The following is a 21,666-nucleotide window of genomic DNA, read 5'->3' on the forward strand; positions in this document are numbered from 1 at the left end:
CGGCGGCGCGGCGCCGGGCCGGGCCACGGCCGTGCCGCGGCCGGTCGCCTTGCGGCGTACGCCCGCCTGGCCGTCGGTGTCCAGCGGCACAGGTTGCGCTCCCGCGGCCGCGCGGGCGCCGGCCTGCTGGGCGGACCCGGCGACCTCCTCGCCGCGCACCCGGCCCTGGGCGACCGACGCGGCGGACGCCGCCGCGCTCCCCGCGCTGACCGCAGCGGCGGCGTTGATGAGCGGCTCGGCCTTGCGCAGGCCCCACCGTCCCATCCGGGCCGCGGCGACCGGCGGCAGGACGTTCGCGGCCCGCGACAGCGTGGGCGCGCTGGCCGCCTCGCCGAGCATGCGGGTGGCGAGCGTGTGCCCGTCCATCGAGGCGAACAGATGCTGGAACGGCCGCCGGTAGAAGAACACGGCGATGGTCAGCAGCGCGATGAACATGATCTGCATGCCCCATGGCAGGGCCGTGGAGATGATCAGGGCATAGCCGTACACCAGCACGCCCAGTACGAGTGCGAGCACCGCTTGTCGGAGCAGCGTGCCGACCAGCATCTCGACCCAGCGCATGGCGATGATGCGCCCGGTGCCCGGATGCACGCCGATCAGCAGGAACACCGGCCCCATGATCAGCAACAGCAGGAACCCGATCTTGAGCGCGATCAGCGACACCGCCACCAGGAAGATCAGCACCCCGGCGACCATGGCCGCGATGAGCGCGCCGATGGCGATGCCCAGCCTGCTGGTCCAGTCCTTGCCCTGGAACAGGAAGAACATCGGGGTGTTCTCCAGCGGCTTGGCGACCTCCTGCTCGAACCGGCTCTGGTGCGCGCCGGAGCCCGGTTTCTGCCCGGACGACTGTTCCTGCAGGTCGCTGGCCTGGATGTCCAACACCTTCGGCCCCATCACCGCCACCACCGGCGCGGCGGGGTCGGCCGTGCCGAACTCGCCCATCAGCCACGGCTTGCAGACCAGGGTGGACCACAGCGCGTCGGCGTTCTGGGTGACGCCGGGGGTGCCGCTCTGGCCGTAGCCGCCGGGCCCGGCCTTGGGGCTGGCCTGGCCCTTGACGGGCAGGCAGGACGCGCCGCCCGCGCCGGGCAGCCCGCTGAACGCCGAGTTGACGATCTCACCGGTCTTGTCGGTCACGGCCTTGCCGAGGCCGGTGAAGTCGCCCGGCCTGCTGAAGAACCACACCGCGACCGTGACGGCGAGGATCATCCAGATGACGCCCTCGGCCGTGGTGCTGGCGCGTTTGCGGATCAGGCCGTACCACGCCAGCCACACCGCGCCGAGCAGGATGATCACCCGCAGGTACGGCCAGTACATGGCGTTGGCGAGGTTGGTGATGATGTCGTCGACCACGTCCTTGATGGACTGCAACGGCCCCTCGGTCGCCGCGGCCTCGTAGGTGGTGATCGTCATGCGGTCGATGGCCTTGGCCCAGGAGAACACCGTGTTGGCCCAGGCGTTGCCGAGCACCGCGGCCACGTCGTTGCAGCCCAGCTCGTAGGTGTGCCAGAACTGCCCGGCCATGCCGTACCGGTCGTAGTTGGTCACCGGGTTGGGCAGCCGCCCGGTGCTCGTGGTGGCCGAGCCGTCCGGGCCGGGCGCCGTGTTGGGCGCCACGGCGTCGTCGGGCAGGGGCGGCTTGACGAGGCCGTCGACGCCGCCGCCGACCATCTCGGGCGCGAGGTCGGGCGACAGGTCGCACGGCCCGGCCGCGCTCGCCGTCAGCGGGGAGAAGGCGATCGGCACCACGACGATCGCCGCGAGGATCGCCAGGACCAGAAGGATCTTGCGCCGCAGCCGCCGCCCACCACCACGCCTCATGACCGCACCTCCTGTGCCATCCCGGACCTGGTCCCAATGCGATCATCACTGCTCTCGCCGGGTTTGTCATGCGTCGGATTCGTGTCCAGCCAACGCAGCAGGTCCTCGGAGATGAGGTCCACCCCGATACGCCCGGCCCGGCCGTCCAGATCCCGGAAGACGCACTCGCCGTTGCCGAGCGCGCGCAGCGCCGCCTTGTGCTCCTCGGACGCCTCCACGCCGAGCAGCGCGAGCACGTGCTCGACCTCGACCCGCTCGGTGGAGCGGAACGCGAACACCGAGGAGAGGCAGTTGGTCACCTGTTCGTTGAGCAGGTCCCCGGCGTTCTGCGAGACGAGCACCAGCGCGGTGTTGCGCGACCGGCCCATCCGAGAGACCTCGGGCACCAGCTTGGCGCCCTCCGGCGTCGAGGTGATCGCCCACGCCTCGTCCAGGAAGATGGCCTTGGGCGAGCGCCGGTCCAGGCCGTTCATCAGCCGCCGGGCGAACTGCGACACCAGGTAGAGCAGCGCCACCGACAGCCGCTGCTCGTACGAGTAGTCGTCCCGCGCGGCGGCGACGTCGGGCAGGGTCAGGCCGCCGAGGGTGAACACCGTGGTCCAGCCCTCGGTGTCGATCTGGGAGCCGCCCGAGCGGTCGAAGCAGAGCCGGGCCAGGTGCATGTCGGACATCGAGCGCAGCACCGCGCCGAGGTTGCGTGAGGCGGGGTCCTCGGCCTGCTCCAGGTGGTCCACGACCTTGCCCAGCGAGGGATCGGGCCCGTTGGAGACCGACGAGACCGCCTGGATCATCGCGGACTCGCGCTCCTCCGACATGCGCGGCAGCAGCAGCCGCAGCGTCTCGGTCGCCATGGTCTTCTTCGCGGCGATGTCGTCGCCGAAGGAGAACGGGTCGAGCAGGCCCGGCTCGGCGGACCCCAGCGGGATGATGCGCGCCTTGCGGCCCCGGCGCTGCAGCAGCTGCACCAGCGACTCGGCGTCCCCCTTGGGGTCGATGACCGCGACGGTGACGCCGCGCAGCGCCATCTGGTAGATCATCAGCAGCGCGAGCGTGGTCTTGCCGCCGCCCGGCTCGCCGGTGATGGCGATGGCCGTCGGGCGGTTGCGGGTGGCCGCCACCAGCGGGTCGAAGTGCACGATCGACCGGGCCCGGCCGAGCGTCTCCCCGATGTACGGCCCGGCCCAGCCCGCGCCGGACTCGTCGATGCGGTCGCCGAGGTCGACGGTGGCGGTGGCCATGCCGCCGGCGATGGTGCGCAGCGGCTGCCGCTGGGCGTAGGCGTTGACCCGCACCCGTTCACCGGGCAGCGCCTCGCAGAAAAGCGAGAACTGGTCGCCGGTGGAGTTCACGATGTCGATGCCCATGTCGCGGTAGTGCTCCACCACCGCCTCGACCCGCTGCAGGCACATCTCCTCGGTCGGCGCGGCCACGATGAGGCGGTGCCAGCCGTACACGAACGGAAGCCGTTCCTTGGTGATGCCGTGCTCCAGCATGCGGGCCGCGTCGATCTGCTCCGCCAGCGCGATGGGAGCCTCGGCGCCGGCCTCGCGGATGTGGATGTCCATGTCCCTGGCGTGCGCGAGCTTGCGCGCGACGTCCTTGCTCGCCTTGACCGGAGGGATCAGGCGCATGCGGGAGCTGACCTCCACGGGGAAAGGTAACTGGTCGACGAAGTGCAGCCAGGGCTCGCCGTCGGGGAACGGCATCAGGTCGGGGAACCGGGCGAACGACAGGTGGGCGACGTAGGAGTCTCCGGCGGGCTGCTGGATGCGCAGGAACGACCGGCCGTTGTGGATCTGGCCCTCGACCAGCGACTCGATCTCGCCCTTGCCCCACCGCCTCGTCGGGGACGCCGACCCGGGCGGGTCGCCGAGGGAACCGGCGGCGGCGTGCCTGAACAGCCAGGCGACGTCGCCGGAGCTCGCGTGGCGGGCGTACAGGGCGCTGGCGGCCAGGGCGCGGCCGAGGCGCTCGGCCTGTTCGGTCCACTTGTCGATCTCGCTGTCCGGGACGTGGTCGTCCTCCAGGCCGAGGGTCTTCTCGCTGCGCTGGTAGAAGCCGATGAGCTGGGCGAGCACGCCGGTGCCGAGCTGCGCGCCGCGGTTGCCGAGCCGGACGCCGAGGTAGACCTCCTTGGACCAGAAGTCCTTGGCCCAGACGTGGCGGTACATCTCCTCCAGGTAGTCGCGCCAGCCGTCGCCCTCGTCGGAGGTGGCGTTCAGCGTCATCGCCCACTCCGCCGCCGGGTACGCGCGGTGCGCCACCCGCAGGTGCACCTCGGCGTCGCTCATGCGGATCGCGGCGAGGGCGATGGTGATGTTGGTGGCGAGCGCCTCACGCTCCTCCGCGGTGACGAACTCGTAGCTCACCGTGGGAAGCCGGAAGTACGCCCACGCCGCCGAGTCGGTGAGAAGGATGCGGTCGTCGAAGTACCGGACGGCCAGCCTGCTCCTCGACCGTGACGATCGCGCCATCAGCCGGACCGCCGTGCCGTCATCGGGACACGTCGTCTGGTGGTCACTGGGCCACTTCCTCCTCGCTCGGGCGGCTCGCCACCGCCAGGCCGCTTGCCACAACCCCCGCCAGGGCGAGGTACGCCCGGCGGCTGCCGACCCGCAGGTGCGCGGGGTCGGCGGCGCCGGGGCGCCCGGGAGCCAGCTCGTCGTCCCAGGGCACCCGGACGATGGCGCGGCAGCGGCCCCTGGCCACCGCCTCCGCCTGCTCCACGCCGCCCATGCTGCGGCGGCTCACGCCGTTGATCACCAGGATGGCCCTGCGGCGCAGCTCGGTGGACCCGTGGCCGTCCAGCCAGTCGAGGGTCATCGCGACCGCGTCCGGGGCGTCCTCGCTGGCGGGGGCCACCATGATGAGCTGGTCGGCGTACGGCAGCATGCGGGCCGCGACCGCGGCGGCGGGGTCGACGAGGATGACGCGGTAGTGGCGGTCGAGCAGCCGCACGGTCTGGGCGAGGCGCTGGTCGGAGAACAGGCCGCGGTCGGCGAGCCGCCGGGACGCCGCCGCGTCGGAGTCGGACGCCACGACCTCCAGGCCCGACTCGCACCTGGTGGTGTAGGCGCGCATGCCGAGGTAGCCGTTCACGCCGTCCAGGCCGGCCAGCAGGGAGGTCAGCGTCTCGGGAGAGTCCACCGGGACGCGGGCGGTCATGGTGTGGTCGCCGACGTTGGCGTCCACGGCCAGCACGCGGTCCTCGCGGTGGCGGGCGAGGGTGTGGCCGAGCATCAGGGTGGTGGTGGTCTGGCCCGCGCCGCCGGTGCAGCCGAGCACGACGACGCGGCGGCTGCCCGTCAGCGGGGTGCGCGTCCTGGCCTCGTCGCTGTCGACGCCGTCGCCGCGGCCCGGCCCGCCGCCACCGACCACGACCTGGGCGAGACGGCGCCAGCCGCCCGACTGGTCCCGGCCGACGACCGACTCGACGCGGCGCATCCTCGGCTCCTCGCCCGGCCTCGGCACCGGCACGGGCACCGAGGGCGCGGCGGGGTCGGCGGTGGTGCCCGGCCCGGCGGGGACGGTCCTGATGGACAGCGGGGGCGCCTGCTCGCGGGTCCCCGGCCGCGCCGGGCTCCGTGCGCCCGGCCTCGGCGCGGACGCGCCCGACCCGCGGGCCGCCGCGGCCTCGCCGGGCAGCGGGCGTCCCGAACGGGACGTGCGGACCTCGGGGAGCCGCCCCGGGCTCGCCGGGCGCGGCGGCTGGCCCTTGCGATGCTGTTCGGCGGCCTCGGTGCCGAGCGCCGCGAGGAGTTCCTGGTCCTGGGCCGACAACAGCCGCTCCCGCCCGGGCGCGGGCGCCACGGCGGCCTCCTGGCCGGGGGTTCCGGCTTCCGGCACGGCGAGTTCCTGGCCGGGGACGGCGAGCTCCTGTCCGGGTACGGCTGGTGCCCCGCCTGGTACGGCCGGCTCCCCGCCGGGTGCGGCGGGCTGCCGTCCGGGGAGGGCGGGGTTCTGGGGCGGGCGGATGGACCGCTGCGCCTGCTCCGGCGAGGCGGCGCGCTCCGCCGTCCTCTTCGCCTCGGCGGACGCCGCGAGCCTGCGCAGGCGGCGCAGGGCCTCGGTCCCGATGGGCTCCTGGGCGGGCTGCCCGGCGGCGGGCGCCGCGGGCTCGGGCGCCGCCACCGGCTTGGCGGGGGGAGGCGTGGTGGCCGGCGGCTGGGAGGAGGGACGGTGCAGGGCGGCCGGAGGCAGGGCCGTGCGGTCCGGCACGGCGGGGATCGCCGCGGGCGGGGCCGGTTCGGGGGTGCCCGTGAGCGGACCGAGCTGAGGGGTGCCCGTGAGCGGACCGAGTTCAGGGGTGCCCGTGAGCGGACCGAGTTCAGGGGTGCCGGAGGTCGGCCGCGGGGCCGGAGTGCCGGTGGCCGGGCGCGACGGCGGAGTCCCGGCGCGCGCCGGGGATCCCGTTCCGGGTAGCGCGGGGGTACCTGTACCCGGGCGTGACGCAGGAGTCCCCGTACCGGGGCGCGACGCGGGAGTCCCCGTACCGGGGCGCGACGCCGGAGTTCCCGTGCCGGGGCGCGAGGCCGGAGTTCCCGTACCGGGGCGCGATGCCGGAGTTCCCGTGCCGGGGCGCGAGGCGGGGGTGCCCGTGCCGGTCCGTGGCGACGGGGTTCCCGTGGTGGGGCGGGAGGCCGGGGTGCCGGTACCGGGGCGGGAGGCCGGGGTGGCCGTGCCGGGGCGGGGGACGGTGGGGGTGGCGGGCTCGGTGACGACGCTGCCCCAGGTGACGCGGGGGCGTTCTGGAGTGCGGACCGCGGGGGTCTCGGCGGGGGACGTGCCGGTCACGGCCGCCGCGGCGGCGGCGACGGCGGGGCGGACCTCACCGGGGACCAGGGCGGGGGCCTGCGTGCGACCGGCCGGCTTGACCGACGGCATGGCGCGGGAGGCGTGCCACGCCTCCAGCGGACGGCGGCGCGGCGCGGTGTGCTTGGCCTTGCCGCGCGTGCCACGCCGCGACCTGGCCGTGGCCCCGGCCGTCGCGGCGGCGCGTCCCGGCGGAGGTGCCGTGCGCCAGACGCGGGCGGTGAGCGTGATCTCGACGGGCTCCTCGACGGGGGCCAGGCGGCACCAGGTGCGCGGCTCGCTGAGGTAGCGGACCTGGGACTGCAACAGCTCGTTGAGCCGCTTGCTCTCGATCACCGGGCGGGTCGACAGCCACGTCACGACGCCGGGCGGCACGAGGTACAGCACGTGCCACGGCGTTTCGAACGGCACCCCGACCAGGGCGAGCAGGATCGACCACGGAGCCAGCACGCCCACGAACACGCCGATCCAGACGATCGGAAGCGGCATCGGCAGCCGGAGGTCGTACAGCTTGTAGAGCCGCTTCTCGATCCGCCAGATATTCGTATAGGTAGGCAGGTCCACCCGATGATCCTCCTCTCCCTGTCACGCCGACGCGGTCATGGTCACTTGATGCCGAGCGCCCCCGCGATGGCCCGTGCGGTCACCTCGATGATGTTGGGCACGTAGAAGATCACTCCGATGGCGATCGCCAGGATGATGAACTGCACGAACCTGGTGATCTCACGCGTGAAGAGGAAGAAGATCGCGACCACGGAGACCACGACGAGGAACAGGGGGGCGAAGAACTTCCGCAGGAAGTCCGCCAGGCCCGCGGTGTTCACCCCGCCGCCCGCCGGTGCCGTCGGCGTCACGAGCTCCAAGGCGCTCTCCACGATTACTTTCAGAACCAACTCTCGTCCTCCTGCTCCTGGTCGCGCCGCCCGGTCCCACAGGCCCGGTCACGCGCTCCCCTCGGTCCACCCTCGCCCTCCCTCATGACGGCCGCCCTCACCCCACAGACCTGGTCGCGCCGCGAATGCTCTTGACGTACCAGTTGTCGCCCTGCTTCTCCATGGACAGGCGGTAGGCCTGCTCCAGGCCCGCCGACTGGGCGGTGGGGTCGGTGGACGTCGCCTCTGGCGCGGGGCTCGCGCTGGTCGGGACGGCCCACACGACCACGGCGGTCACCTCGCGGCTGGTGCCGCCGGGCGGGGCGATGACGGTCTTCAGCTCGGCCAGGGTGACCTTGCCGCCGAAGCCGTCGAGCGTGGTGCCCTGCACCACGAACCGCTGGAGCTGGGTGGCGTCGCCCAGGGCGAACGCCTTGAAGAAGCCCTCCAGCTGCGGGCGCAGCTCGCTCTCGGTGACGTCGTCGCGTTCGGGCTCGGCGGCCTGCGGCAACCCGGCCGGGTCGCCGGCGGGCAGCAGGGCCGGCTGGCCGGAGACGACGAACCGGTGGTCGGCGTAGTAGACGGGGATCGACAGCTTCCAGCGCTGGGGGCCGGACTGGGCGAGGACGGTGACCACGGCGTTCTGCGCGTCGGTCACCTCGACGCCGGAGAGCTGGATGCCGCCGGTGCTCATGCGGCCGAAGCCGTTCCAGCCGAACTGGCGCTCGGCGCCCTCGGGGAGGAACGGCTGGAGCCGCTCGGCCCGGTCGTCGGGCTTGGCGCCGTCGAAGTTGAGGTACGCGGTGGCGAACTGCCCGGCGAACGCCGCCGCCTCGGCCTCGGGGAACCCCAAGCCGGTCGGCTGGGCCGTCACCTGGCCGGGCTGCTCCCCCTGGGTGAACCGCTCGATCGGCGCGCGCACGCCGTTCACCACGATCACGATGATGATGGCCCACAGCACGGCGCGGCCGACCCACACCAGCCAGCGCCCGCCCCCGCCGGACCAGCCGCGCCGCGGGGCGCTGCGTCCCCGAGCCTGCACGGGATCAGGGTCCGGATCGTAGGGCGACGGAGGGTACGTCGAATGCTCGGGTTCGCCAGCGGTCCGCGGACCGTGCTGGACGTCTGACCTGCGAGCCATCACGCCTCCGCTCGCGCCGATCCCCCCGGCTGACGCGCTGTCGTCTTACCATCAATCCCGTTATCCATGGTGAAGTATTCACCTTAGCGGCCTCACCAATTGTTCCAGGAAAGCCACGCCCATGCCGCAGGCATCGCCACGACAGACCAACTGGGTCTTCTTGCTGGTCCTGGCCTCGCGGCGCGAAGTTCACGCGGGGCATGGAGACGTCATCCGCTCGCGAGCCACCATTCACCTCCGCGACAAAGTTCGCAATAGGGACAAAGCTCGCACCAGAGGGGTAATCACTCGGAAAACGGCTGACGATGACGACATTACCGCTGTTCACGGGCTCTTTCCGTCCCGCGGCGACCAATGCGACAGGCTCGGCCCGGAGGCAGCGAACCGTCCGCACGCACCGGCCTCCCTTCCGCCGTCCGCGCCCCTGGGCGCCGCGGCCACGACCACCCGCCCCGCGCACCTCACAGGACGACCCAAACAAAGGAGGGTACGCGGGCGGCGAGCCCCGCTCGATTACCTGACGGCCACGCATTGGTAGCCGCGGCGAAACACCGGCCTCAAACGTTGAAGCGGAACTCCACCACGTCGCCGTCCCGCATCACGTACTCCTTGCCCTCGATCCGGGCCTTTCCGGCGGAGCGGGCGGAGGCCATCGAACCGGCGGCGACCAGGTCGTCGAAGGAGACGACCTCGGCCTTGATGAAACCGCGCTGGAAATCGGTGTGGATGACGCCGGCGGCCTCCGGGGCGGTGGCGCCCTTGCGGATGGTCCACGCCCTGGACTCCTTGGGGCCGGCCGTGAGGTAGGTCTGCAGGCCCAGGGTCTCGAAGCCGATGCGGGCCAGCTGGGTGAGGCCGGACTCCTCCTGGCCGACCGACTGCAGCAGCTCCAGCGCCTCGTCGTCGGGCAGCTCGACCAGCTCCGACTCGATCTTGGCGTCCAGGAACACCGCCTCGGCCGGGGCGACCAGGGCGGCCATGCGGGCCCGCAGGTCGTCGTCGGTCAGCTCGTCGGCGTCCAGGTTGAAGACGTACAGGAACGGCTTGGCCGTCAGCAGGTGGAGGTCACGCAGGGGCGCGAGGTCCAGTCCCGAGGCGTACAGGGTGGTGCCGGCGTCCAGCACCTTGTTCGCCGCCTCGACCGCCTCCAGGGTCGCCTTGGCGTCCTTGTTCTGCTTCGCCTCCTTGGTCAGGCGCGGCAGGACCTTCTCCAGGGTCTGAAGGTCGGCGAGGATCAGCTCGGTGTTGATCGTCTCGATGTCGCGGCGCGGGGAGACCTCGCCGTCCACGTGGGTGACGTCGGGGTCGGAGAAGACCCGGATCACCTGGCAGATGGCGTCGGTCTCGCGGATGTTGGCGAGGAAGCGGTTGCCCCGCCCCTGGCCCTCCGAGGCGCCGCGGACCAGGCCGGCGATGTCCACGAACTCGAGCTTGGCCGGGAGGATGCGCGCCGAGCCGAACAGCTCGCCCAGCGTGTTCAGCCGGGGGTCGGGCACGCCTACGACGCCCACGTTGGGGTCGATCGTGGCGAACGGGTAGTTCGCCGCCAGGGCGTTGCCGCTCTTGGTCAGCGCGTTGAAAAGGGTGGACTTGCCGACGTTGGGCAGGCCGACGATGCCGATGCTCAGGCTCACGTCCGCCGAGTTTAGTAAGCCCCGGACCGTACGCCGTACCGCGCGGGGACCTCGGGACTGGAATCATGCGACAGATGGACGTCATGGCGCTCGCCTTCCAACTCGTGGCAGGGCTCGCGGCCGGGCTGGTCGTGGGGTTCGCGCTCGGCCGGGCCCGCGCCGCCGCCGGGGCCGCGGCGGCCGAGGCGCGGGCCACCGAGGCCGAGCGCCGGGCCGCGCTCGCCGAGGCGGCGGCGCTGGCCGCCGAGGAGAAGGTGTCCTACGTCGAGGAGCAGATGACCCAGCGCTTCCAGACGTTGTCCAACCGGGCGCTCGACGTCAACAACCTGCGGTTCCTCGAACTGGCCGAGGGCAGACTGGCCGCCTCCCGGTCCGACGCCGCCGGGGACCTGGAACAGCGCAGGCAGGCCGTGGAGAACCTCGTGGCACCGCTGCGCGACACGCTGGCGCAGGTGCAGGACCAGCTGCGGCAGAGCGAGACCGGGTACCGCGTGGCGCACGCCGAGCTCGGCAAGCAGATGGACTTCGTCCGGCACAGCTCCGAGCAGCTGCGGGCGCAGACCGGGGCGCTGGTGCGGGCGCTGCGGCGGCCCGAGGCGCGGGGCCGGTGGGGGGAGCTGCAACTGCGGCGGGTCGCGGAGATCGCGGGGATGGCGCGGTTCTGCGACTTCGACGAGCAGGCGAGCGCGACCACGCCCGGCGGGGTCGTGCGGCCGGACATGGTGGTGCGGCTGGCCGGGGGCAAGAACATCGTGGTGGACTCCAAGGTGTCCCTCGCCGCGTACCTGGAAGCCGCCGAGGCCGCGGAGGACGGCGTCGTGGACGTACGGCTGGACGCGCACGCCCGCCACATGCGCGAGCACGTCGACCGGCTGGCGTCCAAGATGTACTGGCAGGCGTTCACCCCCACGCCCGAGTTCGTGGTGCTGTTCATCCCCGGCGAGGCCTTCCTGGCACCGGCCCTGGAACGCGACCCCGCCCTCCTGGAATACGCCATGTCCCGCCGCGTCCACATCGCCACCCCAACCACCCTGATCACCATGCTGCGCACCGCCCAGTACGCCTGGCAGCAAGCCGCTCTGAGCGACAACGCCCGCGCCGTGTTCGACCTCGGCAAGGAGCTCTACGACCGCCTCGGCACCATGGGCCGCAGCCTCGACACCCTCGGCCGCACCCTCGGCCGCGCCGTCGCCACCTACAACCAGACCGTCGGCTCCCTGGAGACCCGCGTCCTGGTGACCGCACGCAAACTCAACGACCTCGGCGTCGTGAACGCCCCCCTCCCCGCCCCCGAGCTGATCGAGGACCTCCCCCGCCCACCCTCCGTGCCCGAGCTCGTCACGGACGACCCCGAGGACGCGTCCCCCGGGCGACCGGGTGACGGCGAGGACGTCCCGCCTGACGATCAGAAGGACGACGGCGGCCTGTCCGGCGACGGGCGGGCCCGGGAGGACGGTCGTGGTGCGGGGATGGGCCCTGAGCCGCAACCCGCTGGTGAAGAGAAGGCAAGGGCGTTCCCGGGTCCGCCCCCGGGCGGTAAGTTTGCGCCAGGCTCGTCGTAGGGCGGCCCCGGCCAGGTGGGGCCGGGCCTGGAGGGGACGACAGTGGTAGCTCGGGAGCGCACGCGACCAGGGGTCAGGCTGACCGCACGGGGAGCCGTCACGCTCGTCTTCGTCATCACCCTGGCCTCCGAGCTGACCGGCTCGATCACCGTCACCTGCGCCACCTTCGCCGCCGCCTGCGTGGTGGCCGTCCTGCTGGTCCAGCCCAAAGACCTGCTCGCCCTCGCGGTGACCCCTCCGCTGCTGTTCTTCCTGGTCACCCTGATCTCGGCCGTCGTCGCCGCCCTGGGCGCCCCGTCCATGGTCCAGGCCCTCGGCCTCGGCATGTTCACCGACCTGAGCGCCGCCGCCCCCTGGTTGTTCGGCACCTCGGCCGCCATGCTCGCCATCGCGTGGTTCCGCGGCCTCCCCGACAACATCACCGCCCTGAAGGCCGACCTGCGCTCGGACCGCCCCACCCGACCGGCCGTCCGCCCGAAGACGGTCCCCGCGAAGTTCGCCCCCGAACCGGAGGGCTACTACGAACCCCGCGTCTACGGCTCCCCGCGCGACCCCAAGGACCGCCCCGGCGTGCAGAGCGGCCCCTGATCCCCGTACGGACCGTGGGTCAGGAAGAGGCGCGGAGGTCGCGGCGGAGCTCGTGGGGGAGGGCGAAGCGGACGCTCTCCTCGACGGACTCGACTTCCTCGACGGTGGTGTAGCCGTGCGCGGCCAGGTGGGTGAGGACGCCTTCGACCAGGGACTCGGGGACCGAGGCACCGCTGGTGACGCCCACGGTGGTGACGTCGGCGAGCCAGGTGTCGTCGATCTGGCCGGCGTCGTCGACGAGGTAGGAGGCGCGGGCGCCGGCGTCCTTGGCGACCTCTACCAGGCGCTTGCTGTTGGAGGAGTTGGTGGAGCCTACGACGATCACCAGGTCGGACTCGCGGGCGATCTCCTTTACGGCGATCTGGCGGTTCTGGGTGGCGTAGCAGATGTCGTCGCTCGGGGGGTCGATCAGCGCGGGGAAGCGGTCGCGGAGGCGGGCCACGGTGTCGGTGGTCTCGTCGACCGAGAGGGTGGTCTGGGAGAGCCAGACGACGCGCTCGGGGTCGCGGACCTGGACCGAGGCGACGCCCTCGGGGCCGTCGACGAGGCGGACGTGGCGGGGGGCCTCACCGGCGGTGCCCTCGACCTCTTCGTGGCCCTCGTGGCCGATCAGCAGGATGTCGTAGTCGCTCGCGGCGAAGCGCTTGGCCTCGTTGTGGACCTTGGTGACCAGGGGGCAGGTGGCGTCGATGGTCTTGAGGGACCGGGCGGCGGCCTCCTCGTGGACGGCGGGGGCCACGCCGTGGGCGGAGAAGACGACGATCGCGCCCTCGGGGACCTCGTCGGTCTCCTCGACGAAGACGGCGCCGCGCTCCTCCAGGGTCTTGACCACGTGGGTGTTGTGCACGATCTGCTTGCGGACGTAGATCGGCGCGCCGTACCGCTCCAGGGCTTTCTCGACCGCCTGGACCGCACGGTCGACGCCCGCGCAGTAGCCGCGCGGCTTGGCGACGAGGACACGCTTGGTCTCGGTGGTCTGAGAAATCATGGGTCCATCGTATGCGCAGGCGATTCCCGGGGCCGCCCGGCCTGTGGACGGCGCGGGGGATAATCCCAAGTCATGGGTGAGCTTCCCCTGGCACGCGCGGTATATCTGCTTCCCTATGCTTGAGGGGAGTGTGCGATAGGACAGCACCGTCCTCGCCCCTTGACCTTACGCGGCACGGTCCGTCCGAGACACGCCGCCCGAGAGCAGATTCTTAGGGAGTCGGCATGTCACTGACCGACATCGTCCGCAGCATCGCCAAGAATGTCCGGCAGACCGTCTCCGATCCCGGTGAGCTGAAGGAGAAGGCCAAGGACCTCCCCCTCAACGTGCTGCAGACGGCGCTGACCGGCGTGGGACAGGCGCTGACGCTCAGCGACCGCGTCCGCACCCGGCTGCGCAACATCGTCGGCGACCGGGACACCGACGTGTCCGCCCCCGCGCCCGGCGACCGCGACTCCGCCTGGGCCACCGCCACCGAAGAGGCCCCCGAGCGGGACAAGCCGGCCAGGCGCGAGCCGGTCATCTTCGCCCCCCGCCCCAGCCCGGCCCCCACCGGCGCCCCCTCCAACGGCGCCACCAAGCCCGCGGCCACCACGACCCCCGAGCCCACCACCGTGGCAGAGCCCGCGTCGACCGTGGCAGAGCCCGCCGCGACCGTGACCGAGCCCTCGGCCACCGTCACGGAGACCGAGCCCGTCGCCGCCCCGGCCGAGGCCGTCGTCACCCCGGCCGAGCCCGTCACCGCTCCGGCCGAGCCCGTCGTCACCCCTGCCGAGGCCGTCGTCACACCCAAGGCCAAGCCCGCCGCGGCGAAGCCCGCCACCACCCGCAAGAAGCCCGCCACCCCGAGGGCGAAGGCGGCGCCCAAGGCCAAGCAGGCGGCCACCGAGTCCGGTGCGGCGCTCGCCGAGCCGCTGGCCGGGTACGCGGAGATGACCGTCGCCTCGCTGCGGGCCCGGATGCGCGGCAAGAGCGTCGACCAGATGCGCGCCCTGCTGGAGTACGAGCAGAGCACCACGGCCCGGCCCGAGGTCGTCCAGATGTTCGCCAGGCGCCTCGCCAAGCTGGAGAGCGGCGAGTAGCACCGCTTTGTAGGCTGCCCGCATGACGGCGAAGACCACACCGGAGCAGCCCCTGCCGATCCGGTCGGTGCTGCAGATGGTGGCGCAGTGGATCGGCAGGCTCGGCGTGGTCTGGGCCGAGGGCCAGATCACCGACCTCTCCTCCCGGGGCGGCACGGTGTACCTGACCCTGCGCGACCCCGTGGCGAACGTCTCGGCCCGGGTGACGTGCCCCCGCAACGTGTACGAGGCCACGGTCCCCCGGCCCGTGGACGGCGCGCGCGTCGTCGTGCTCGTCAAGCCCGACTTCTGGGTCAACCGAGGCTCGTTCGCGTTCACCGCCCTGGAGATCCGCCCGGTCGGCGTCGGAGAGCTCCTGGCCCGCCTGGAACGCCTGCGCCAGATCATCGTGGCCGAGGGCTTGGCGAACGCCGACCGCAAGCGCAGGCTCCCGTTCCTCCCGCACGTCGTCGGCCTGATCTGCGGCCGCGACTCCGCGGCCGAGCGCGACGTCCTGGAGAACGCCCGCCGCCGCTGGCCCGCCGTCCGCTTCACCGTGGAGCAGGTCGCCGTGCAGGGCCAGTACGCCGTCGGCGAGGTCACCGAGGCACTCCGCAAGCTCGACGCCGACCGCGAGATCGACGTGATCATCATCGCCCGAGGCGGCGGCTCACTGGAGGATCTGCTCCCGTTCTCGGACGAGTCCCTGGTCCGCGCCGTCTCGGCCTGCCTCACCCCCGTCGTCAGCGCGATCGGCCACGAGCAGGACAACCCCCTGATCGACCTGGTCGCCGACCTACGGGCCTCCACCCCCACCGACGCCGCCAAGAAGGTGGTCCCCGACGTCGGCGAGCAACTGGCCCTGATCAGGCAGTTGCGCGACCGGGGACGCCGCGTGGTCGTCGGCTGGCTCGACCGCGAACTCTCCTGGGTCTCCGCCGTCAAGTCCCGCCCCGCCCTGGCCGACCCCGTCCGCGAGATCGAACGCCGCGCCGAACAGGTGGACGGCCTACGCGAGCGCTCCCGCCGCTGCCTGACCTCGTCCCTGGACCGCGCCGAGGACTCCCTCGGCCACCTGAGAGCCCGCCTGGTGGCCCTCTCCCCCGCCGCCACCCTGAAACGCGGCTACGCCATCGTCCAGCGCCCCGACGGCGAGGTGATACGCCTGGCCGCCGACGTAACCGAAGGCGACGACCTGAGCGTGCGCTTCTCCGACACCAGGATCGCCGTAACCGTCTCCGAACCCCAATAGGGTGGCCAGAGTGACCGAGGAGAACGCCGAGACCCCGTCCTACGAACGCGCCCGCGAGGAACTGACCGAGGTAGTCCGCAAACTGGAGACCGGCGGCCTGACCCTGGAACAGTCCATCGACCTGTGGGAACGCGGCGAACGCCTAGCCGCCCTCTGCGAGGAATGGCTCCAGGGCGCCCGCGTAAAACTGGCCGCCGCCATGGCCCGCCGCGAGGACGGCCCCGACGCCCGCTCGGATGACGCCCCCTTCTAGTTCCTCACCGCAGGGCCCGGCGATCCCTCGGAGGACACTCCCTATCTGCCGATCGGTCGCCTGAAAGACTCTTGCCACGACCGCCAGGGAGGCGGTGGTCAGGCCGAGGTGGACGTGGAGGCGGCGGTCATTGCTGTTTCCAGTTGGTTCAGGATTGTGTACGCGTCGTGGGCCAGGGTTCTGGAGTCGGGGCTTTCGATGTAGAAGACCCCGGCAAGATTGAGGGAACCTCGTGGGGGGTCGAAGGACGCCATGGGCGTTCCCGGCGGCAGGCTGGTGAGGTCTGGCACGATCTCGATGTGGCTCCCGGGCGAGACCAGGGAACGCAGGTCGAGGTGGGTGGGCTCGAACGTGGGTGTGCTCCTCCATGGGACGCCCAGGGAATCGGCCGCGATCATGTTGACCGAGCCGGCGGCCCGGCGGCCGGGGCCGGTGATCATCTGCTTGGGTAGGCCCGGGTTGTTCCCGAGTGAGGCCATCGTCAGGGCTCCCACCAGGTCGACGCCGTGGATCGCCTCAACCTGCCGGGTCAGCAGGTGCCCGCCGAAGCGGGCAGCCGTCTCCAGCAGGCAGACTCGCCGGCCGGGCAGCAGCTTCATCTCGGTGTGGGTGCCGCAGGTGCCGAGCCCGAGCGCGTTCACGGCCTGTACCGACACCCGCTCGATCTCGCGCTGCAGCGGCTCGGGCAGGACGGACGGCGCGAGGTTGCCCCGCTCGACGAACGGGCGCAGCGTGGGGAGCCGCTCGGTGATGCACACCGGGTGGTAGGTTCCCTCGACGACCAGGCCCTCGACGCTGAGGTAGTCGGCGTACCGTGCGTCGTCGTGCCAGGACGACCGGCTGGACACGATGATCTCCTCGGCGATGAGCTCGCCGGGCTCGGCCACGTAAAGTTCCGCCATGTTCGCCTGCCGCGCCTTCTCGGAGGCGGCGCGGGCCCGGGCGTACGCGGAGGGGATGTCCTCCGGCCGCTCGACGACGACCTGGCCGATCGAGCCCGCGCCCCACGCCGTCTTGAGCAGCACGGGCGGGGCGAGCAGTGTCCAGGCGAGGCGCAGGTCCTCCACCGAGTCGACCGGGTGGAAACCTGGGACCGGCACGCCGGCTTCGGCCCACGTCCGCCGCATGAGCCGTTTGCTGCGCGCCTTGATCACCTCGCCGCCCGGCCCGGGCAGGCCGAGCCGTTCGGCGGCCACGGTGGTGGCGATCAGGGCGAATTCCGAGAAGGTGAGGACGCCCTGGGCGCGGACGGACCGCGCCGCCTCGACGATCCGGCCCGCCAGCGCCTCGCCCGCGAGCCCGTCCCCGGTCGCGTCGAGGACGGAGGCGCAGTGCGCGGCGATGGCCGCCCCACCCCCGGCCGGGGGTGCGGAGATGGCGAGCAGATGGACCTCCGCGTGCGCGGCGACGCGGGGGAGCACGTCGGAGAGCGGCGGTCCGCCACGCGCGTAGACCAGCAGGATCGGGGGTCTGGTCATCGGCCTACTCCTGGAAGACGAAGTAGCCGTTGGCCGCGAAGTCCCAGCCGGGCCTGCGGTAACGGGCGGGCGGCAGGGGGTAGCCGGCGTCGAGGTACGCCTGGAGGAAGTAGGCCGCCTCGGGCTGGTCGAGGCCTATCTCCCGCAGCAGCTCGCCGTCCAGGCCCGTCTCCTGCCCTCGGGCGAAGTCGATGAGCTGGAACAGCAGGCCGGTGCCCTGCGGCATTCTGATCTTCGGGCGCCAGGCCAGGTAGTCGGGGATCACGCCGCTGATCGCCGCGCGCAGGATCCACTTCTCGATGCCGTCACGGAACTTGTACTCCATCGGGAGCTTCCAGGCGAAGTCCACCACCTCGCGGTCCAGGAAGGGGACGCGCGCCTCGACGGTGTTCATCATGGAGAGCCGGTCGACCCGTTGCAGGTCGGTGCGGTGCAGGTTCATCACGCGGTAGCGGCTCATGGCGACCGGGTCGGGGTGCTCGCGGAACAGCTCGTACCCGGCCAGCGACTCGTCGCTGCCGTCCCCGACCAGCACGACCTTGAGGCCGAGCTCGCGCGCCACCTCGTAGGCCGGCGCCATCACGCAGGAGTCCATGATGTCGATCACCTCGAAGGTCTCGACCTGCTGCACGATCGACTTCATGCTGTCGATGAGCTCGCCGTACTCCAGGTGCCGCGTTATCTGCCGGATGCCGAGGTCCCGGCAGGAGCGCTCGGCGAAGTCCAGGTCAGGTGCGCCCGGGAAGCCGACGGTGATCGCCGTCACGTCGGGGTGGTGGCGGGCCGCCAGCCCGAGGACGGCCGCGCTGTCCACGCCGCCGCTGTAGATCACGCCGATCGGCAGGTCGGTCTGGACACGCTTGCGCACCGCGTTGTCCATCAGCCCGCGGAACCCGGCGACGAGCTCGTCCTCGCCGTCTGGCAGGGGGCTGTCGTCCCGCTCGTCGTAGCGGTGCGGGCCCGCGCCGTCCACCATCAGGTGGCCGGGCGGGAACTCCCGGGGAGTCACCTGGATCGGGAGGAAGCACTTGATCTCGGACGCGAACAGTAGGCGGTCGCCGTCCCGGGCCCAGTACAGCGGCTTCACCCCGAACCGGTCCCGCGCGCACAGGAAGCTCCGCCGGGAGGCGTCGTAGACCACGAACGCGAACATGCCGTCGAGGTGGAGGGGCAGGTCGGCTCCCCACTCGCGGTAGCCGTGCACCAGGACCTCGGTGTCGGAGGCGGTCTGGAACCGGTGGCCGAGCCCGGCCAGCTCGCGGCGCAGCTCGGCGTGGTTGTAGATCTCGCCGTTGAACGTCGCCCAGACGTTCCGCGCGGTGTCGGACATGGGCTGGGCGGCCGTCGCGCGGTCCACGATGGCCAGGCGGTTGCAGCCCAGCGCCGCGCCCGGAAGCTCGGCCACACCGCCGAAATGCTCGGCGTCGCCGCGATGACGGATCTCGGAGAGCATCACCTGCACCCGGGTGCCCGGCACGCCGCCGGCCGGCCCGGCTATTTCCGCCGTGATTCCGCACATGGTCTCTCCTCGGTCATTTCTCGCCGACGGCCACAAGGGCCACTCTCGGGATTTCGGCCACCCACTCGGCGCCGTCGCGGTAGACGACCGGCTCCCGCTTCCATTCGGGTCCGGCGTCGTCGGGCGCATATTTCGCACTGTGCGCGAAGTGGTATTGTGCGAGCTTCCACACCGTCTGCCGGAGGTCGTCCAGCGAGGTCTGCGGAAACGCCAGGCCGGTGAGCCCGTACATGTCGAATAGGTAGTCGGCGAGCAGGTTGCGCGCCTCGGCGGCTGAGCCTCCGCGTATGACGAGCGGGTCGTAGACACGGCGAACCAGGACGGATCCGAGCCCGCTGAGTTTCAGATGACCCGCCATTTCCGCAGCCGTGAAATGGTGATAGGAATGACCTGCCCTGGAATATCGGTGGACGACCTCCGAGAACCACAGGGCGGCCGGGGCGCCCGCTTCGAAGTCGTGCAGGACGAGCCGTCCGCCGGGCCGCAGCACCCGGGCCGCCTCCTGGCAGACGCCGAGCCGGTCCTCGGGCGCGATGTGGTGCGTGCCGTACGCGAGCAGCGCCGCGTCCACGGACTCGTCCCGCATGAACAGGAATTGTGCCTGCTGGCGGATGGCGGGGAGCCCGGCGTGCAGCGCCGCGGCGACCATGTGACCGGCCATGTCGCTGGTGATCACGGCGTGGTGTGGCCGGGGAGCCATGGACGCGAAGACCCGGGCCAGCAGCCCGTCCCCGCCGAGGAGGTCGAGCAGGGTCCAGCCGGGCGGAATGGATTCCATGTCCGGCACCCCGGCAGCGAGGGTGAACAGCGTGCGCATGCCGCGCGCCCGAATCATTCGATTGAGCTGCGCCCGGCGATAGGAGTCGCCCCGGCCGTCGTCGTCGTTGGTCTCGAATTCGTTCGTGGTCGCGGACAGCCCGGCCAGCGCCTCGGCGGCGCCTTTTCGGTCGAACCAGAGGACGCGGCCGAAATCAGGGAAACGTTTGCCGATTTGGTCGAGATAATCCCCGAGGGGCAGGCCGGGAAGATAAGGCTGTCGCAGTAACGCCTTTATGGTCACACGCTTCCCTGTTGTTAGAATCGAATAATGCCATGGGCTTCCTATCAAGGGTCAAGTAGAGTGTCAATGAGCGGTGTTAAGCGACGAGCGGCGGTCCCGGAGCATCGACTCAAGATCCATGAATGCTGTGAGTGCCGGATGTGCTGCGGATTCTCCGCGTCGAGGCCAGGAGAAGTCGGGCGCGGCGGCGGGGGGAAATGGCCGCTTCCGGCCAACAGAAGCCGGCACCCGTTCCGGGCGAGCGGACGCGAGGACGCCGCGTCGCCCGAGGAAGGGGCCCACGCGTGCCGGCTCGGCTGAGCGGGGCCGGAGCCCTGGACACCTGGCGCGCGACGCCGCCCGCCGCCCGGGCACTGCTGGCCGGTACCTTCGTGAACCGCTTGGGCGGTTTCCTCCAGGTCTTCGCCATCCTTTACATGGCCGACCGTGGCTTTTCGGACACGCAGGCGGCGTTCGCTCTCGGCGCGTACGGCGCGGGGTCCATCGGCGGCATGCTGGTGGGTGGCTGGCTGTCGGACCTGCTCGGCGGGCGCCGCACGATCGTCGTCTCCATGGCGTGCACGGCGGGGCTGCTCCTCGGCGTCTACTACCTCGGGCCGTACCCCGCGAAGATCGTCCTGATCGCGCTGACCGGCGCGGTCGGCCAGGCGTACCGGCCCGCCTCGGCGAGCATGCTCAGCGACCTGGTGCCGCCGGAGCGGCGGCTGATGGTCTTCGCGATGAACCGGCTCGCGGTCAACCTCGGCGCGACCGCCCTCCCGCTGGCCGGCGTCGCGCTCGCGTCGGTCTCCTACGGCCTCCTGTTCTGGGGTGAGGCCCTGGCCGCGATCTCCTACGCCGTGATCGCGGGCGTCGCCCTGCCCCGCCGCCCCGCCTCGGTCCCGGCCCCCGGCCCCGCCTCGAGCCCGGGAGCCGGGGCGGAAACGTCTCCTGAACTCGCCGCAGCTCCAGCCCTCGGACCGGCCGCGCCGCCCGCCCGAGGACGCACGATGCTCGGTGACCGCCCCTACCTGCTGTTTCTCGCTGCCTTGCTGCTCCACTCCGTCGTCTACGTGCAGTACCTGTCCACGCTCCCGCTGGCGATCCGCGACCACCACATGCCCGTGGTGGTGTACGCCGTGCTGATTTCGGTCAACGGCGTCTTCGTGATCACCTGCGAGCTGCTCGTCACCCGGCTGGTCCAGGGCCGGCCGCCGCGCCTGGCGATCCTCGGCGGGATGGCGCTCACCGGCCTCGGCATGACCCTGTACGCGCCGCCGTGGGGAGTAGCCGGCATGATCGTCGCGACCCTGGTGTGGACGCTCGGCGAGATGGCCGGAGCACCGTCCATGTACTTCGCCTACCCTGCCCAGGCCGGCCGGGGAGGGCACCAGGGCCGGTACCTGGGCGCCGCCAACGCGATGTTCGGTCTCGCCAACTCCCTTGGCCCCATCCTCGGCGTGGCCGCCTGGACCGCCTTCGGGGATGGGGTGTGGCTACTGTGCGGCGTGACGACCGTGGCGGCCATGACGCTCGCCCGCCACGGCGTCCACGCCGGCGCGGGGGCGGACCGCCTGGATCGGGGCCTGGTGTCGTAAGCGAGCTGTGAGGGGTCGTTCCTGGTGTCTGCCGCCTAACAGGAA

The 21,666-nt window shown here is 71.9% G+C and carries 16 protein-coding genes; 6 read left to right on the forward strand and 10 right to left on the reverse strand.

Annotated features, from left to right (window positions below; genetic code table 11):
* From ACFP1K_RS14125 to ychF, 6 genes are all read right to left on the reverse strand, one after another.
* Positions 1-1,824: type IV secretion system protein (locus ACFP1K_RS14125; protein ID WP_380752025.1), on the reverse strand; the 1,824-nt coding region annotated here is incomplete at its 3' end.
* Positions 1,821-4,298, reverse strand: a complete 2,478-nt coding sequence (locus ACFP1K_RS14130; RefSeq protein WP_380752028.1) for an ATP-binding protein — start codon at positions 4,296-4,298, stop codon at positions 1,821-1,823. The genes ACFP1K_RS14125 and ACFP1K_RS14130, both read right to left, overlap by 4 nt.
* 43 nt (positions 4,299-4,341) lie before the next feature.
* Positions 4,342-7,200 (reverse strand): TcpE family conjugal transfer membrane protein, encoded by a 2,859-nt coding sequence (locus ACFP1K_RS14135; RefSeq protein WP_380752031.1) that lies wholly within the window; start codon positions 7,198-7,200, stop codon positions 4,342-4,344.
* A 41-nt stretch (positions 7,201-7,241) separates the two neighbouring features.
* Positions 7,242-7,511 (reverse strand): hypothetical protein, encoded by a 270-nt coding sequence (locus tag ACFP1K_RS14140; protein WP_347638730.1) that lies wholly within the window; start codon positions 7,509-7,511, stop codon positions 7,242-7,244.
* A 115-nt stretch (positions 7,512-7,626) separates the two neighbouring features.
* Entirely contained in the window at positions 7,627-8,550 is a 924-nt protein-coding gene (locus ACFP1K_RS14145; protein WP_380752034.1) for a conjugal transfer protein, read from the reverse strand.
* A gap of 656 nt (positions 8,551-9,206) precedes the next feature.
* Positions 9,207-10,283 (reverse strand): redox-regulated ATPase YchF, encoded by a 1,077-nt coding sequence (gene ychF, locus ACFP1K_RS14150; RefSeq protein WP_380752037.1) that lies wholly within the window; start codon positions 10,281-10,283, stop codon positions 9,207-9,209.
* 74 nt (positions 10,284-10,357) lie between these two features.
* On the opposite strand from ychF, the gene rmuC reads away from it, so the two are divergent.
* Positions 10,358-11,845 carry a DNA recombination protein RmuC gene (rmuC, locus tag ACFP1K_RS14155; RefSeq protein ID WP_380752335.1) on the forward strand — a complete coding sequence of 496 codons (1,488 nt, stop codon included), beginning with the start codon at positions 10,358-10,360 and terminating at the stop codon, positions 11,843-11,845.
* A gap of 42 nt (positions 11,846-11,887) precedes the next feature.
* On the forward strand, positions 11,888-12,433 hold the full coding sequence (locus ACFP1K_RS14160) for a DUF6542 domain-containing protein (protein ID WP_380752040.1): 546 nt from the start codon (positions 11,888-11,890) through the stop codon (positions 12,431-12,433).
* A 19-nt stretch (positions 12,434-12,452) separates the two neighbouring features.
* On the opposite strand, the gene ACFP1K_RS14165 is transcribed toward ACFP1K_RS14160, so the two are convergent.
* A complete protein-coding gene (locus tag ACFP1K_RS14165; RefSeq protein WP_380752043.1) occupies positions 12,453-13,421 on the reverse strand; it encodes a 4-hydroxy-3-methylbut-2-enyl diphosphate reductase in 969 nt (322 codons plus the stop codon).
* Positions 13,422-13,645: 224 nt separating this feature from the next.
* Between ACFP1K_RS14165 and ACFP1K_RS14170 the strand changes: the two genes are divergently transcribed.
* Genes ACFP1K_RS14170 through ACFP1K_RS14180 form a run of 3 tightly spaced genes read left to right on the forward strand, consistent with a single transcriptional unit; the run spans position 13,646 to position 15,987 of the window.
* A complete protein-coding gene (locus tag ACFP1K_RS14170) occupies positions 13,646-14,503 on the forward strand; it encodes a hypothetical protein (RefSeq protein ID WP_380752046.1) in 858 nt (285 codons plus the stop codon).
* A 22-nt stretch (positions 14,504-14,525) separates the two neighbouring features.
* Positions 14,526-15,734 (forward strand): exodeoxyribonuclease VII large subunit, encoded by a 1,209-nt coding sequence (xseA, locus tag ACFP1K_RS14175; protein ID WP_380752049.1) that lies wholly within the window; start codon positions 14,526-14,528, stop codon positions 15,732-15,734.
* A gap of 10 nt (positions 15,735-15,744) precedes the next feature.
* Entirely contained in the window at positions 15,745-15,987 is a 243-nt protein-coding gene (locus ACFP1K_RS14180; RefSeq protein WP_380752052.1) for an exodeoxyribonuclease VII small subunit, read from the forward strand.
* A gap of 98 nt (positions 15,988-16,085) precedes the next feature.
* Here ACFP1K_RS14180 and ACFP1K_RS14185 read toward each other — a convergent pair whose 3' ends face one another.
* From ACFP1K_RS14185 to ACFP1K_RS14195, 3 genes are read right to left on the reverse strand one after another with little or no spacing between them, the layout of a single operon-like run.
* Complete coding sequence (locus ACFP1K_RS14185; protein ID WP_380752055.1) at positions 16,086-17,465, reverse strand: ATP-grasp domain-containing protein; 1,380 nt, start codon at positions 17,463-17,465, stop codon at positions 16,086-16,088.
* 4 nt (positions 17,466-17,469) lie between these two features.
* Complete coding sequence (locus ACFP1K_RS14190) at positions 17,470-18,984, reverse strand: asparagine synthetase B family protein (protein WP_380752058.1); 1,515 nt, start codon at positions 18,982-18,984, stop codon at positions 17,470-17,472.
* A gap of 13 nt (positions 18,985-18,997) precedes the next feature.
* Positions 18,998-20,044 carry a class I SAM-dependent methyltransferase gene (locus ACFP1K_RS14195; protein WP_380752060.1) on the reverse strand — a complete coding sequence of 349 codons (1,047 nt, stop codon included), beginning with the start codon at positions 20,042-20,044 and terminating at the stop codon, positions 18,998-19,000.
* A gap of 284 nt (positions 20,045-20,328) precedes the next feature.
* Here ACFP1K_RS14195 and ACFP1K_RS14200 point away from each other — a divergent pair, with 284 nt between their 5' ends.
* A complete protein-coding gene (locus tag ACFP1K_RS14200; protein WP_380752063.1) occupies positions 20,329-21,621 on the forward strand; it encodes an MFS transporter in 1,293 nt (430 codons plus the stop codon).
* The last annotated feature ends 45 nt before the right edge of the window (positions 21,622-21,666 follow it).

The organism is Sphaerisporangium aureirubrum, assembly GCF_042658925.1.
GTDB lineage: Bacteria > Actinomycetota > Actinomycetes > Streptosporangiales > Streptosporangiaceae > Sphaerisporangium > Sphaerisporangium aureirubrum.